This is a genomic window from Priestia sp. D51 (genome assembly GCF_053345675.1).
Genome location: NZ_JBLTIR010000001.1, coordinates 1,059,273 through 1,073,530 on the forward strand (window position 1 = coordinate 1,059,273; position 14,258 = coordinate 1,073,530).

General features: G+C 39.5%; 17 protein-coding genes. 10 read left to right on the plus strand and 7 right to left on the minus strand.

Translation table 11 applies throughout. The features are described 5' to 3' along the window. Window positions 1–4: 4 nt before the first annotated feature. Together ACNHOZ_RS05515 and ACNHOZ_RS05520 are read right to left on the minus strand one after the other, a co-directional pair. Window positions 5–184 carry a hypothetical protein gene (locus ACNHOZ_RS05515; RefSeq protein ID WP_080968645.1) on the minus strand — a complete coding sequence of 60 codons (180 nt, stop codon included), beginning with the start codon at window positions 182–184 and terminating at the stop codon, window positions 5–7. Between the two features lie 123 nt (window positions 185–307). Next, complete coding sequence (locus ACNHOZ_RS05520; RefSeq protein WP_048020385.1) at window positions 308–694, minus strand: VOC family protein; 387 nt, start codon at window positions 692–694, stop codon at window positions 308–310. 172 nt (window positions 695–866) lie between these two features. On the opposite strand from ACNHOZ_RS05520, the gene ACNHOZ_RS05525 reads away from it, so the two are divergent. Beyond that, window positions 867–1,394 carry a YcxB family protein gene (locus tag ACNHOZ_RS05525; RefSeq protein ID WP_034271281.1) on the plus strand — a complete coding sequence of 176 codons (528 nt, stop codon included), beginning with the start codon at window positions 867–869 and terminating at the stop codon, window positions 1,392–1,394. 63 nt (window positions 1,395–1,457) lie between these two features. Here the strand turns inward: ACNHOZ_RS05525 and ACNHOZ_RS05530 are convergent, their stop codons facing one another. From ACNHOZ_RS05530 to pruA, 3 genes are all read right to left on the minus strand, one after another. Beyond that, window positions 1,458–2,261, minus strand: a complete 804-nt coding sequence (locus tag ACNHOZ_RS05530; protein ID WP_048020388.1) for a YwqG family protein — start codon at window positions 2,259–2,261, stop codon at window positions 1,458–1,460. A gap of 173 nt (window positions 2,262–2,434) precedes the next feature. Continuing rightward, complete coding sequence (locus tag ACNHOZ_RS05535; RefSeq protein WP_048020390.1) at window positions 2,435–3,349, minus strand: proline dehydrogenase family protein; 915 nt, start codon at window positions 3,347–3,349, stop codon at window positions 2,435–2,437. A 72-nt stretch (window positions 3,350–3,421) separates the two neighbouring features. Further along, window positions 3,422–4,990: an L-glutamate gamma-semialdehyde dehydrogenase gene (pruA, locus tag ACNHOZ_RS05540; RefSeq protein ID WP_048020392.1), complete on the minus strand. Its 1,569-nt coding sequence runs from the start codon at window positions 4,988–4,990 to the stop codon at window positions 3,422–3,424. Window positions 4,991–5,522: 532 nt separating this feature from the next. On the opposite strand from pruA, the gene ACNHOZ_RS05545 reads away from it, so the two are divergent. The 3 genes from ACNHOZ_RS05545 to ACNHOZ_RS05555 all read left to right on the plus strand — a co-directional run bounded on the left by ACNHOZ_RS05545 (window position 5,523) and on the right by ACNHOZ_RS05555 (window position 8,650). Further along, complete coding sequence (locus tag ACNHOZ_RS05545; protein WP_028414950.1) at window positions 5,523–6,917, plus strand: amino acid permease; 1,395 nt, start codon at window positions 5,523–5,525, stop codon at window positions 6,915–6,917. A 41-nt stretch (window positions 6,918–6,958) separates the two neighbouring features. After that, window positions 6,959–8,347, plus strand: a complete 1,389-nt coding sequence (locus ACNHOZ_RS05550) for an amino acid permease (protein WP_048020393.1) — start codon at window positions 6,959–6,961, stop codon at window positions 8,345–8,347. 189 nt (window positions 8,348–8,536) lie between these two features. Continuing rightward, the gene (locus ACNHOZ_RS05555; RefSeq protein ID WP_080754474.1) at window positions 8,537–8,650 is read left to right on the plus strand and encodes a YjcZ family sporulation protein; all 114 of its coding nucleotides are present in this window, start codon (window positions 8,537–8,539) and stop codon (window positions 8,648–8,650) included. Between the two features lie 41 nt (window positions 8,651–8,691). Here ACNHOZ_RS05555 and ACNHOZ_RS05560 read toward each other — a convergent pair whose 3' ends face one another. Further along, on the minus strand, window positions 8,692–9,366 hold the full coding sequence (locus tag ACNHOZ_RS05560; protein WP_048020395.1) for a hypothetical protein: 675 nt from the start codon (window positions 9,364–9,366) through the stop codon (window positions 8,692–8,694). Between the two features lie 482 nt (window positions 9,367–9,848). On the opposite strand from ACNHOZ_RS05560, the gene ACNHOZ_RS05565 reads away from it, so the two are divergent. The 4 genes from ACNHOZ_RS05565 to ACNHOZ_RS05580 all read left to right on the plus strand — a co-directional run bounded on the left by ACNHOZ_RS05565 (window position 9,849) and on the right by ACNHOZ_RS05580 (window position 11,844). Next, a complete protein-coding gene (locus ACNHOZ_RS05565) occupies window positions 9,849–10,049 on the plus strand; it encodes a cold-shock protein (RefSeq protein ID WP_013058502.1) in 201 nt (66 codons plus the stop codon). 77 nt (window positions 10,050–10,126) lie between these two features. Continuing rightward, window positions 10,127–10,282, plus strand: a complete 156-nt coding sequence (locus ACNHOZ_RS05570; protein WP_196299097.1) for a DUF3934 family protein — start codon at window positions 10,127–10,129, stop codon at window positions 10,280–10,282. A 384-nt stretch (window positions 10,283–10,666) separates the two neighbouring features. Further along, window positions 10,667–11,317, plus strand: coding sequence for an RNA polymerase sporulation sigma factor SigH (gene sigH / locus ACNHOZ_RS05575; protein WP_013058500.1), 651 nt, complete (start codon window positions 10,667–10,669; stop codon window positions 11,315–11,317). A 149-nt stretch (window positions 11,318–11,466) separates the two neighbouring features. After that, a complete protein-coding gene (locus ACNHOZ_RS05580) occupies window positions 11,467–11,844 on the plus strand; it encodes a hypothetical protein (RefSeq protein WP_048020398.1) in 378 nt (125 codons plus the stop codon). 14 nt (window positions 11,845–11,858) lie between these two features. On the opposite strand, the gene ACNHOZ_RS05585 is transcribed toward ACNHOZ_RS05580, so the two are convergent. Then, window positions 11,859–12,287, minus strand: a complete 429-nt coding sequence (locus tag ACNHOZ_RS05585; protein WP_048020400.1) for a hypothetical protein — start codon at window positions 12,285–12,287, stop codon at window positions 11,859–11,861. 253 nt (window positions 12,288–12,540) lie between these two features. On the opposite strand from ACNHOZ_RS05585, the gene ACNHOZ_RS05590 reads away from it, so the two are divergent. Then, window positions 12,541–12,993, plus strand: a complete 453-nt coding sequence (locus tag ACNHOZ_RS05590; RefSeq protein ID WP_013058498.1) for a MarR family winged helix-turn-helix transcriptional regulator — start codon at window positions 12,541–12,543, stop codon at window positions 12,991–12,993. Continuing rightward, window positions 12,962–14,161 carry an MFS transporter gene (locus tag ACNHOZ_RS05595; RefSeq protein WP_048020402.1) on the plus strand — a complete coding sequence of 400 codons (1,200 nt, stop codon included), beginning with the start codon at window positions 12,962–12,964 and terminating at the stop codon, window positions 14,159–14,161. The genes ACNHOZ_RS05590 and ACNHOZ_RS05595 overlap by 32 nt, the downstream gene beginning before the upstream one ends. Window positions 14,162–14,258: the final 97 nt, after the last annotated feature.

Below are 14,258 nucleotides of genomic sequence, written 5' to 3' on the forward strand. Positions count from 1 at the left end.
TAATCTAAAGACGAACAAATGAGGTAAAGGAGCTAGTATGGAACGCTTTTGACACCGCGGTTGATTTCCATGCAAGACTTCGCTTTCCGCGGACGGCCGGTGAGCCTCCTTGTCGCGCACGCTCCTGCGGGGTCTCACCTGTTCCGCTTTCCCCGCAGGAGTCTTCGTCTTGCCTTCCAGTCAACCGCTAGAAGTATCTACATGCATGAAACCTACGTTCATCACACCAATAAAAAAATCCGAACGAATAATTGTTCGGATCTTCCTTCAACTAAAATACGTTTGTCACAGTCTTTTTGTCCGAATTTCAGCTGGGAAAAGGAAGGTTTTTTCTTTCTAAGAACTCCATACGGTTCCCAAATGGATCATCCACGTAAATTCTTTCAGTACCGGGAATGTTTTTGTCTTCTATAAAAGAAATACCAAAGCTACTCAGATGATCTTTGAACGCAGGTAGATTTTTAACGTGAAAGCCTGGATGCGCTTTTTTAGCGGGTGAAAAGGCAGGTTCCACACCAATATGCAGCTGATAAGAACCGAATTCAAACCACACGCCGCCGCGCTTTTTTAGACTTTCCGGCTTTTCGACTTCTGTTAATCCAAGAACAGTTCCGAAAAAGTGTCGTGCTTCGCTTTCTGAATTCGGTGGTGCAGCTAGCTGAATATGATCAATATGCGTCAGTGTAAAAGCCATAAACATTCCTCCTTAAATAGTAGAGTACTAGTTAAGTTTACGTGATGTATATCTGTAAATAAATGATAAAAAGTTGATGTATTTCATAAGAAAAACTTATTATTTTATATACATATAACACCAAATGAGGTATATTTTATTTTGTTGTTATTTAGAAGAATTGGAGATTAATATGGAATATCACTATACGTTAACAAAAGATGATTATGTGGCTTTTAATATGCATCATGCTCAACATTCGGAAAGAGTACAAAAAGTGCTGAAAGTTCAGCGATGGATGTCGCTTATTTTTCTTCTCATTCCTTTGCTTGTTTCGTGGGTTGAAGGAGAGTTTTTACTTGGCATGTTCGTAGCATTTGCGCTGCTTGCGGTTCTTTGGTTTTTATTTTATCCGAAATATTTTTACGGAAGTATTAAAAAGAACATTATAAAGGTAATAAATGAAGGAGATAACAGCAGTCTGACAGGTGAGCATACTATGATGGTTACGGAAGATGGCTTGGTAGAGAAAAGCTTAAAAGGAGAAGTGAAGACTCCTTGGTCAAGCATCACTCAAATTAGAGAAACCGATGAACATATCTTTATTCTTGTTAGTGCAATGAGCGGATACGTTATTCCTACAAGCGCATTTGCAGATGTAAAAGCGCTACAGCAGTTTAAAGAAACGCTGAATGCTGCAAGGGCTGGAAAAACAGGCTGAGTAGTAAATAATAATAATGTAAAAAAACGCCCTCCTAGATACTTTTCTAAGAGGGTGTTTTTTTTAACAGCAGTCCCAGTTGTACAAAACATCTTTAAAGTTACGGTTGCGAAGGTCTTCTTCTTTAATGAAAAAATTGGCCACTCCCGCATCACCAAACATAATATCCGCTTCGTCGTCCATGGCGAATTGAAGAAGCAGAACGTTATATGCGCGCAGCGCTTCATCGTAGTCTCGAGGATCGCTTTGAGTGAAAAAAGCGTATCCGCCCATTTTATGATACTCGCCCGTAAGCTCATCCCAGTAGATCTCTTCCATTTCTTCATCATCAAATAAATCTGATTCCATATCATTATATCGATAGTCAGTAGGAGACACGGGTTCGCTTTCTATTTCAAACTGTAGGCCTACTTCTTGAGGAATAGGGAACATATCTCGGTCAACGTCTTCTAGATACGTAAAATCGGTTATTAACTTGTTTTCGTCGGTTGTTATGTCTTCATAAAAAACGACGCGAAAGTCTTTTTGAGACGTGGGTTGGTCAAAATCCAGACCATACACATCACCGGTGTTTTTGTTATCAGCTCCGCAAATGAAAAATTGAAGCATGCCTTGAGAAGGCATATTTTCATAGGGAGGCACGTCAGAAAAATTGATTTGTGCCATCATTAACATAGGCTTGCCCTCGGAGTCGAGAGGATGATTTGCTTCTAGAGGCAGGTAAGGGTTGCCGCCGAACTTGCTGTCATATAATTTTGGACTGTTCATAACCGTATGGATGTGGATATAAGGTTTACATGTTTTTTCGATTTCTTTTCGGTAAGGTTCTAGCTTAGGAGGCAGTTCTAATTTTGATAGAGGATTCATGTGTATTCTCCTTTTTGTTTATAATGAAAAGAACGTTTGTTCGTATTCGTATTTTATCGCAATACATACTGAAAGGGAAGAGAAATCGTATAAAAAATCCCTTTGCAGAAGCATCCGCAAAGGGTACAAAGAAATGATAGCGTTTTCATTGTGGTACTTACTGAATAGATTGCTTATTTAGAAAAGAATCCTTTTAAAGCAAATGCGACGTTTTGCGGTCTTTCAGCTAAGCGGCGCATAAAGTAGCCAAACCAGTCGTTGCCAAATGGAACGTATACGCGCATTGTATAGCCTTCTTTTGCAAGGCTAAGCTGCATATCCGTTCGGAATCCGTACAGCATTTGAAATTCAAACTGCGTGCGCGGGATGTTATTTTTGTGAGCGAACTCTTTTACTTTTGCAATAATATTGTGGTCGTGAGATGCAATAGCCGTGTATGTTCCACTGAGCAAATGCTCTTCGATAATTCGCATATAGTTCTCATCAATTTGGACTTTGTCTTGAAACGCCACGGTTGGTGATTCTTGATACGCGCCTTTTACCAATCGAAGAGGAATGCCTTTTAGCTCTTTTACATCTTGTTCAGCGCGGAATAGGTAAGCTTGAATAACCGTTCCAACATTATCAAACGTCTCGCGGAGCTCTCGTAAAATATCTAGCGTCATTTGACAGTGAGCATAGTCTTCCATGTCGATTCGAACAAAGTTATCGTATTTTTTCGCCGTTTCAAGAATGCGGCGCATGTTCTCAACGCAAAAGCTGCGGTCAATATCCAAACCAAGCTGCGTCATTTTGACAGATAAGTTGCACGTTACACCGGCTTGGCCCATAGCTTCTAGTGTTCTGATGTTATATTGAGTTGCTTCGATAGCTTCTTCTCTGCTTGAAACAAATTCCCCTAAATGATCAAGCGTACAAACAAGCCCTTTTTCATTCAATTCCCGTACTTTTTTGATCGCATGTTCAATTGTGTCGCCAGCTACCACTTGAGCTGCACCAAAGCGAAGACCCCATTTTTTCGCCGCTTTGTTTAGCGCTTTATTTTGGGAAGCGTGAAGAAACACATTTTTAGATACCTCTGCTAACATAAATATCTCCCCCTATAGAAAAAATCCCTTGTTGTTTTAAGATAGAGCAGCCTAGGGCTGCTCTACTGAGTATTAAAGCGTTGTGCTTGTTGTTTTTGCTTGCAGGTGCAGAATCAAGTAATCAGGACCGCCAGCTTTTGAATCTGTTCCTGACATATTAAATCCGCCAAACGGCTGGTACCCAACGATGGCACCTGTACAACCGCGGTTGAAATAAAGGTTTCCAACGTGGAACTCTTCTTTCGCACGCTCAATGTGTTCAGGCGTATTTGAAAGAAGGGCACCTGTTAAACCGTAGTCAGTGTTGTTCGCAATTTCCATCATATGATCGAAGTCGCGCGCTTTGCAGAATGCTACGACTGGGCCGAAGATTTCTTCTTGCATTAAACGTGCTTTTTCATCTACATCTGCAATAATCGTAGGCTGGATGAAGTAGCCTTTTGAATCATCTGCTTCTCCGCCCGTCATTAAACGGCCTTCTTCTTTACCGATTTCAATGTACTTTGTAATTTTGTTGAAAGAAGCTTGATCAATAACAGGTCCCATATACGTGTTTACATCTTCAGGGCTGCCCATTGTTAATGTTTTTGTCAGCGCAACTGCTTTTTCAAGAACGATATCGTATACGTCTTGATGAACAACTGCACGAGAGCCCGCTGAACACTTTTGTCCAGAGAAGCCAAACGCTGAATACACAATAGAAGAAGCAGCTAAATCTAAATCAGCATCTTTATCTACAACAACCGTGTCTTTTCCGCCCATTTCAGCAATAACGCGTTTTAGCCAGATTTGACCAGGCTGTACTTTTGCTGCGCGTTCATAGATGCGGCAGCCTACTTCACGAGAACCTGTAAATGAAACGAATCGTGTTTTTGGATGATCTACTAAATAGTCGCCAATTTCGCTTCCGCTTCCCGGCACGTAGTTTAGTACGCCGTCTGGAAGGCCAGCTTCTTTCATTACTTCTACAAATTTTGCTGCGATAACGGGTGTGTTGTTAGCCGGTTTTAATAAAACCGTATTTCCTGCTACGATTGCTGCTGCTGCTGTTCCAGCCATGATCGCTAGCGGGAAGTTAAACGGTGAAATAATAACGCCGACACCAAGTGGAATGTAGTTAAATTTATTTTCTTCACCTTCGCGGCTCTCAACAGGCGCGCCGTCTTTTAGCTGCACCATTTGGCGAGCGTAGTATTCAAGGAAGTCAATTGCTTCTGCTGTATCAGCATCTGCTTCATTCCACGGCTTTCCTGCTTCTTTTACAAGGTAAGCTGAAAATTCATGCTTGCGGCGGCGAATGATGTCCGCTGCGCGGAAAAGAATGTCAGCGCGAGCTTCCGGCGCTTCTTTTTTCCATGTATTAAATGTAGAAAGTGCTGCTTGCATTGCTTTTTCAGCCAGGTCTTGATCTGCTTTTGACACGCGTCCGATAACTTCTGCTTTATTTGCTGGGTTAATGGACTGAATTTGATCTTCTGTTGTAATGAATTCTCCGCCAATTACAAGAGGATAGTCCTTTCCAAGCTCTGATTGTACAAGTTCTAATGCAGATTCAAACGCATCTTTGTTTTGTGCAGTCGTAAAGTCTGTGAAAGGCTCGTGTTTGTATTGTTTGATTTCGTTGATATTCATTGTGTTCATTTTCATTACCCCTTTTTTTAGAAAATTTTAAACATAATTAATATTCCAACACCCTATACCTGTATTATAATCACCTTATTATCGTTTTGTACATAGTTTTTTAACAAAAATGTTCAAAAAAATTAAAAATAAACACTTTTGTTTAAATATCCAATGAATCTATGGTTTTTATAGTGATTTTGAACAAAATGAAAAGAAAGGAGTGTCGGTAAAGTGAAAGAAAAGATGTTTTGAAGTAAAGAATTACGATAGCGGAAAGAGTTTATCGGTAGTAAATTAAAATGATCTTCCTTTCAAAAAAACAATAGACAAAGTTGTTCAATATAAATTATCATATAATTCGAAAAGTAATTTTTGCCGAATGAAGCTATCTTTTTCGTCAAGTGAAGGCTTCATTTGCATGCACAGATAGAAGGAGGGTAGGAAAACGGCAGTTATTTGTCCACGATATTGTAAGGGCTTACATATTTAACGCGCGATGCGAAGAACGTGTAATTCTTTAAATGACGGTTTCTATGAGGAGGATTTTAATATGAGTCATCAACCGCCTGAGTTAAAAAAAGAATTAAAAATTCGACACATAACCATGATTTCTTTAGGAGGAATCATTGGTGCCGGTTTGTTCATTGGAAGCGGATCGCTTATCAACGCAGCAGGTCCTGGTTCCATCTTTTCGTACGCGTTTGCCGGTTTGCTGGTGATCTTAGTGATGCGAATGCTGGGGGAAATGTCTACGGCTAATCCTTCAAGCGGTTCGTTCGCGACATATGCCAGAGAAGCGCTTGGACCGTGGGCTGGCTACACAATCGGCTGGCTATACTGGTTTTTCTGGGTAATTGTTATTGCTGTTGAAGCGATTGCCGGCTCAACAATTATTCAATACTGGTTTCCATCTCTACCGTCTTGGGGTGTCAGTCTGCTCCTGACATTTTTATTAACGTTAACGAACTTATACTCTGTTAAATCATTTGGTGAATTTGAATACTGGTTTTCGCTTATTAAAGTAGTTAGTTTAGTGCTGTTTTTACTTTTAGGGGGAGCGATCATCCTCGGTTTAATACCGGGAGTAGAGTCTCCGGGAGCGTCGAACCTTCTTCATAGAGGAGGATTTCTTCCAAATGGAATCAGCTCCGTCTTTTTAGGAGTGGCGATTGTCATGTTTTCCTTTATGGGAACCGAAATTGTCGCAACAGCGGCTGGAGAATCGGCTCAGCCTGAGCGAGCGATCACCATCGCAACAAATACCGTTATTTATCGTATTTTAATTTTTTATCTTGGGTCTATTTTAATCTTAGTAACGATCCTTCCTTGGGATTCTTCAAGCTTGATGAAAAGTCCGTTTGTTTCGATATTAGAGCTGGTAAACGTTCCGGCAGCTGCTCAAATCATGAACTTTATCGTACTGACTGCCGTTCTTTCTTGCTTAAATTCAGGTCTATATACGAGTTCTCGTATGCTGTACTCAATGGCGCAAAAAGGAGACGCGCCACGCATGTTTTTGAAAGTGAATAAAAAAGGCATTCCGTTTAATGCCATTGTAGGATGTACCGTGATTTCTTACATCAGCGTTGGGTTTAACTATCTTTCACCTGATAAAATCTTTTTATTTTTAGTAAATGCATCTGGAGGCGTAGCGCTTCTTGTGTACCTTGTTATTGCTTTTTCACAGCTTCGCATGAGAAAGAAATACGAAAAAGAAAAGCCAGAAGCTTTAAAAATCAGAATGTGGCTGTTTCCTTATTTAACGTATGGAACAATTGCGGCGATCACAAGCATCTTTATTGCGATGGCATTTATTGATTCGCTTCGCACTCAGTTTTATCTCACGCTGCTGATTGCTGTATTTGTGGTATGTTCGTACTTCTTTATGAAAAAGAAAAAAGATGATCATTCCCTATCAGGACAGGGAAATAAAAGAATCTCTTAAATAGAAGAGAAAATCATCACGAGGGGCTAGGGGGAAGTAAATTGGCAAACAAAGAGTTAAAAAGAGGGCTTGAATCTCGTCATATTCAAATGATTGCTCTTGGAGGAACGATCGGGGTAGGGTTATTTATGGGTTCAGCAAGCACCATTAAATGGACGGGGCCATCCGTCCTGCTTGCGTATGCTATTTGCGGCGTTTTCATTTTCTTTATTATGCGTGCAATGGGTGAAATGCTTTACTTAGAGCCAAGTACGGGTTCATTTGCGACATTTGGTCATAAATATATTCACCCGTTAGCTGGTTACATTACGGCTTGGAGCAACTGGTTTCAGTGGGTGATTGTCGGCATGGCAGAAATTATTGCCGTCGGAGCTTATATGCAGTACTGGTTCCCGCATTTGCCGGCGTGGGTTCCGGGAATTGTCGCCATGATCATTCTCGGTGCGGCAAATTTAATCTCAGTGAAATCTTTTGGAGAGTTTGAATTTTGGTTTGCAATGATTAAAATCGTGACGATTGTGCTCATGATTATTGCCGGTCTTGGCCTTGTTTTCTTCGGTCTTGGAAACGGGGGAGAAGCGCTTGGACTATCGAATTTGTGGGCAAACGGAGGTTTCTTTACAGGCGGATGGTCCGGCTTTTTCTTTGCGCTGTCGCTTGTGATTGCTGCCTATCAAGGAGTAGAGCTTATTGGAATTACAGCAGGAGAAGCCAAAGATCCTAAAAAAACGTTAACAAGCGCGATTCAAAGCTTGATTTGGCGTATATTAATCTTTTATATCGGTGCCATCTTTATCATTGTAACGGTATATCCGTGGAATGAGCTTGACTCACTCGGCAGTCCGTTTGTTTCTACATTTGCGAAAGTAGGGATTACGGCAGCTGCGGGAATCATTAACTTTGTGGTCATCACAGCGGCAATGTCTGGATGTAACAGCGGAATTTTCAGCGCAGGACGCATGCTTTATACGTTAGGCGTAAACGGACAGGCTCCAGCGTTTTTTACAAAGGTTTCTCGAAACGGTGTACCTATTTATAGTACCGTTGCGGTAATGATTGGGTTAGCTGCGGGCGTTGTCTTAAATTATATTGCTCCGCCAAATGTTTTTGTGTACGTGTACAGCGCGAGCGTGCTTCCAGGTATGATTCCATGGTTTGTCATTCTTATCAGTCAAATTCGTTTTCGAAAAGCAAAAGGAGCGGCGATGGATCAGCATCCATTTAAAATGCCTTTTGCTCCTGTGACGAACTACGTAACCATCGCGTTTTTACTTATGGTGCTTGTAGGTATGTGGTTTAATGATGAAACGCGCATATCGCTGATTGTCGGGATTATCTTTTTAGCTATTATCGTGCTGAGCTACTATGTACTAGGTATCGGAAAGCGCACGGAAGTACGGTCTTCTGAAAGACGTAAGCTAGTGAAATAAATGATTTTGTAAGAGAGGCTGAAAAGCATTTTCTTTTTTTACTAATGAGGTGCATGGCAAGAAGGAAAAAGAAAAAAGAAAAAACCAGAGTCAAATCGGCGTGTTCAGGCATAAGATAATCCAACTCAAGCGAAATGCAAGCGGCGTTTTTCTTGAGGAAAGAGTAACTAAAGAAAAGGAAGTGTTCGTATGTCTGGAAACGCTGGATGTGGATATGGATCTGGTTTTGCTTTATTAGTTGTATTATTTATTTTATTAGTAATCATCGGCTGCAGCTGCTACGGCGGAGGCCTTGGCTGGTAATTCACTCATTTAAAAAGCCCTATAAGGGCTTTTTTCAATGCTTATAAATAACGCTTTTTCCCGTTTTGATAAATGTTTATGTGAAAGCCGTTCATTTCTCCGATATAGAGTTTAGAGGGTAAATCAGCTACTTTGACATATGAAGTAATTTCTACAGTTTGATACCCCTTTGATTCTAGCGTAATGGTATGAAGTTTAGGCTTATTCATCATTTGTAAAAAAGGCTGTTCATCTTCAAAAAAAGCGCGCTTATCAATTGCCACTTCAAACGTAACAGGCTTTGAACGGTTATTTTCAAAGGAAAGCTTGCAGTTTCCCGTTAATATGGTTTCTCTTTTATTAGTCTCGAATGTACAATTGCTGTTTTCAGCATCGTAAGAAACAGCATACATTCCTGACAACACGGTCTTTTGCATGACTTCAATCATAAACCCAGGGCCGGAAGTAACGATGAATGCAGCTAAAATCGTTAGTTTTAAACGATGACGGTTTAAACTTTTATAAAGTAAAAAAAGACTTATTAAAAGTATGATTGCCCAAGCATTGTTAGCATAATAGAATCCCGTCATTGTTTCTTCATTTCCATAAATGGGAAGGCCTAAAAAAGAAAAGACAGAATTAATAAGCGGCGCTGAGTTAGGGAAAGGGATATTTAAGATAAAAACAGCTAGTAAAAAGATGAGTCCTTTTATCAAAAGTGATCGTTTACGAATCATGTTGTTCCTCCTTAGCTATAAATCACGTATCATTATATACTATTATTATTTTTTTTTGTAATTAATGGTTATTTTATTGCGCGGGAGGAAAGAGAGTGGAAAATAAATTGATAAAAAATGTGCATGTCCATTTATAAGCGTCGTAGTTTCTTAGAAAGCAGGATATGAAATATTTATTTTTGTGCAAATGATACATATTGCCGAATGAAAAAACGTTATGCCGTATCACAATCCAGAAATGTCGGTAGCCTCAAAGCTTACACAGAGGGTTTTAACAGATACATAATTAGGATAAAGCCTGTCTTAGAACAGAGACTTGCTATTTCTAAATTGATATGTTACACTAAGGTTAATTATTTTTGTTCGGTATGAAATTGAAAGAAGAGAAATATTCTTCATTAGAAATTTTTATCTGGAAATAGTACGATTGAGCAAGGGTAGTAATATATGTGTGGAGTAATTCCACCACTGGAGGAAATAGTATGACTGAAGGTACAGTAAAATGGTTTAATGCAGAAAAAGGTTTCGGTTTCATCGAAATTGAAGGCGGAGAAGATGTATTCGTACATTTCAGCGCAATTCAAGGCGACGGATTCAAATCTTTAGACGAAGGTCAAAAAGTGACTTTCGACATCGAGCAAGGTCAACGCGGTGCACAAGCTGCTAACGTTGTAAAAGCATAATTTTATGCAATCCAAAAAAGACTCCGACTTTGGACGGGGTCTTTTTTTATTGTAGCAAACACGCAGGTAACGGAGGAATACGTATGAGTAAAGCAAAAGGTAAAGGCGGCACGGGGCGAGGCACCGGCAAAAAAGGGTGGAACCGCTGGCAGGCGAGTGCAAAAAAGAAGAAAAATGCAAAGCCTTATAAAAGCAAGGGAACAAAAAATGCTGATAAGCCGGAAGACAACTAATCCTATATATGCAGTATCATCTGCAACTTCGACTTACTCTGCTTGAGTAAGTTTATTTAATATGGAAGTATTTTTTTATTGCTTTTTTGACAGATTGCTGTCACTATATGAAATAATAAAGTGATTTGTGTGAATTTTCTATAAAAATTGATTTTTTTTGCAAACACTTTCATATTTCGACAACCTTTTTAATTTTTATCGGTTATACTTCTTTATAATAGATTATAGAAAGATGCAGGGGAGCATAAAGTGAGAGAGGAAAGCGACAGTTTACCTGTACGCTTTTTACGTTTCTGGACCGTATTGCAGTAGCGTCGTAGTAAGTAGATCATGCATCAGTTTAGAACACATCAAAACTCAACTAAGTGTAACGGGGGGATATGAGTGAGCGTAGGCATCGTAATTGAAAAAGTTCAAAATTATGCTATGTTAGAAGATCATGTTTTGGTTGAAATGGTTCACAGCGGAGACGAAAAATCATTAGAGTATTTAATCAACAAGTATCAAAATCTTGTAAGGGGAAAAGCAAGAAAATACTTTTTGATTGGTGCTGAAAAAGAAGACATCGTCCAAGAAGGAATGATTGGACTGTACAAAGCAATTCGCGACTTTAACGAAGACAAGCTAACATCTTTTAAAGGGTTTGCGGAGTTATGTATCACAAGACAAATTATTACGGCGATTAAAACGGCTACTCGTCAAAAGCACGGTCCGTTAAATTCGTACATTTCATTGGACAAGCCTCTGTATGATGAAGAATCAAACTATACGCTGATGGATATGATTCCTGGAGATCAAATTGCTAATCCGGAAGCGGTGCTGATTCATCAAGAAAAAGTGGAAGACCGCGAGTTAAAAATTGCGGAAACACTTAGTGAATTGGAAAGAAAAGCATTGACGCTGTATATGGACGGCCATTCATACGCTGAAATTTCGAAAGAATTAAATACGCACGTTAAGTCAATTGACAACGCGCTGCAGCGTATCAAAAGAAAGTTAGGTCGAGACGTAGAAAGCAGACAAGCTATTTCATAATAGGTAAAGAGGACCTTATTGGATAATAAGGTTCTTTTTTTATTGAATAGGTGTCTATTCTGCACTGAAATATTTAACAAATTTAGGTTTTTACCATAATTTCCTTTATGTGTTAAACTAATAGCACGTTAATTTCGAAGGAGGATTTTATGTTTTTCTTTCTAGACAAGCATCATGACAAGCTAACGTGGATGATTGTAGGAATCGGACTTATTCTTTTTTTCTTAAGGCGAGATATGCTTACATTTGTATTGACCCTCTACATATGCTTACAGGGAATTCAACATCGCAGGCTTATTAAAAAGAAAATAAAAGCTACCTCTTGGGGTAAGCGTATTTTATACGTACTGTGTTTTTTACTATTAATTGTTGTATTGGCTTATTCTACGACTCATATGCTTGCTTGGGCACATACGCATCATGTGTTCATTGTTTTTCAATTCATTATGATTTACCTGCTGATTCTTTTAGGTAGGTTTTTACTGTCTCACGTCATTCCAAAAGTGATGAATAAGCTACATGAATAGAAAAGGGCCGGACCTCAAAGGGGGTTCGGCTCTTTTTCACGATCTTTTAAAATGTCTTGAATAATTTCAATATGAACAGAAGCCCACGATTGTTCACGGAAATGAAGAAACACGCTTGGAATGAGAATAAAAACATACAGCACGACAAAAATAATCCAAAGCCAGCTGCCGTCTTTAAATAAAAATTGCTGCAGCCGCTGCGAAAATAAAAAAAAGAGCCAAGGCAAGGCAGAAACAAGGATAGGGATGACGCCGGAGCCGTTTTTTTCTTTGATCATTCGGTAATACACTTTTCGCAAAATAGCGCTTTCTAGCGTAAGGTAAAGCTGCCGGATTTCTTCCATTTCCGCTAATTCATCAATATCTGCTGCGTTTTGATTTTGATGAGCCGCTTTTTTCAGTTTAAGGTAGACTTTATGAGCATCGCCGCGCAGTGAAAACATATACCAGCCTCCCGCATATTGTTTCGTCTTCTTTAACAGAGTTTGCAGGTGCATGTAAATCTATACAAAAAGTTTCGTGATACGAAAGAATAAGAAAACAGAAGTGTAAGCGTAAATCATTAGTAGAAAATGAGAGAAAACAGCTGATTTTTACTCTTTTTGGCTGCCTTTACACATCAACTAGCAGCACATATACTAATAAAAGAGCAATTAGTTACCTAGGTAAATAAAATGAAAAGGTGAGGTGAGAAAAGTGAATAACTTGGTGTTTCATGAGCTTCATCAAAAGTCGAGATTGTCTATTAAAGAAGTAAATGAAGTGTTAAAAGCGTACGGGCTATACAGCTCACAGTATTCGATTTTATTTTGTTTAAAGCGATTCGGCTCGATGACGCAAACGGAGATTTGGCAGTATTTAAATGTCGAAGCGCCAACGGTTACCCGCACGTTAACAAGGCTTGAAAAAAGCGGATGGATCGTTCGAAAAGCAGGCAGTGATAAACGAGAGCGCATCGTTTATTTGTCTCCTCAAGCGAAGAAAAAGCTTCCAGAAATTCAGCAAGAAATTGAACGTTTAGAAGAAAATTTGCTGATTGCTTTATCCGACAGCGAACAGGATCAGCTTATTTCGTTATTAAAGAAAATTTGTAAATCTACAGAAAAGGGTGAAATGAATGACGAACCAGCAGGAGCCAATCTGGACTAAAAGCTTTATCAGCATTGCGATTACCAACTTTTTTATTTTTGTCGTGTTTTATGCATTGCTGACGCTGCTGCCGATTTATGTATTAGACGCCTTGGACGGCACGAGTACGCAGGCAGGGCTTGTTGTTACCATCTTTTTATTATCTGCGATTATTGTTAGACCGTTTTCAGGGAAAGTCATTGAAAACATTGGAAAGAAAAAAACGCTTGTATTTAGTACCCTCATTTTTGCGCTTTCTTCCTTCTTATATATGTTTATCCACCATTTTAACGTGCTTTTATTACTGCGCTTCTTTCAAGGAATTTCATTCAGCTTAGCGACAACCGTCACCGGAGCGATTGCAGCGGATTTAGTTCCCGCTAAACGACGAGGAGAAGGGCTTGGCTACTTCGGAATGTCAATGAACTTAGCTGTAGTTGCAGGGCCGTTTTTAGCATTAACGCTTCATCAGTACATGGCATACAACATTATTTTCCTTGTATTTGGCGTGATTATGCTCGTTGGTTGGCTGTGTGGAATGATGGTCAAAAATCTTCAAGAAAACGCTGCTTCGCCAGTGAAGGAATCATTTTCACTGAGCGACTTGTTTGAAAAGAAATCCATGCCGATTTCATCTGTAGGTATTCTCGTTTCTTTTTCGTATGCAAGTATTATTTCGTTTATTTCTGTGTACGCACAGTCGCTTGGATTAATTAAAACAGCAAGCTTTTTCTTTGTTGTGTTCGCAGCTGCGATGCTGATTTCACGACCGTTTACCGGAAGACTATTCGATAAATCTGGTCCAAACATTGTGATTATTCCATCATGCGTTGTCTTTGCGATTGGTCTATTTAGCTTAAGCTTTACGCATTCTTCTTGGATGCTGCTGTTTTCAGGTGCATTAGTAGGACTAGGCTACGGAACGCTGCTTCCTAGCTTCCAAACGCTGGCGATTCAAGCAGCGCCTGCTCACCGAAGCGCATATGCAACTGCCACGTTCTTTACGTTTTATGATAGCGGAATTGCAGTTGGTTCGTTTGTATTAGGAATTGCAGCAGGTGCTTTAGGCTATTCAAAATTGTACTTTGCGCTTGGTATTTTTGTTCTTTTGATTACACTTTACTACAAGTGGATTGCAAATTTACGTCAAAAACAAAAAGCAGCAAATATCCAGGTGGGCATGAAATAAAAAAGCTCGGCGTAATATGCGCCGAGTTTTTTTATGGATTTTTTACAGGACTTTGGAAGGGAAGCATATTTAAGTCAAAAGGTACTAGCCAATTCCT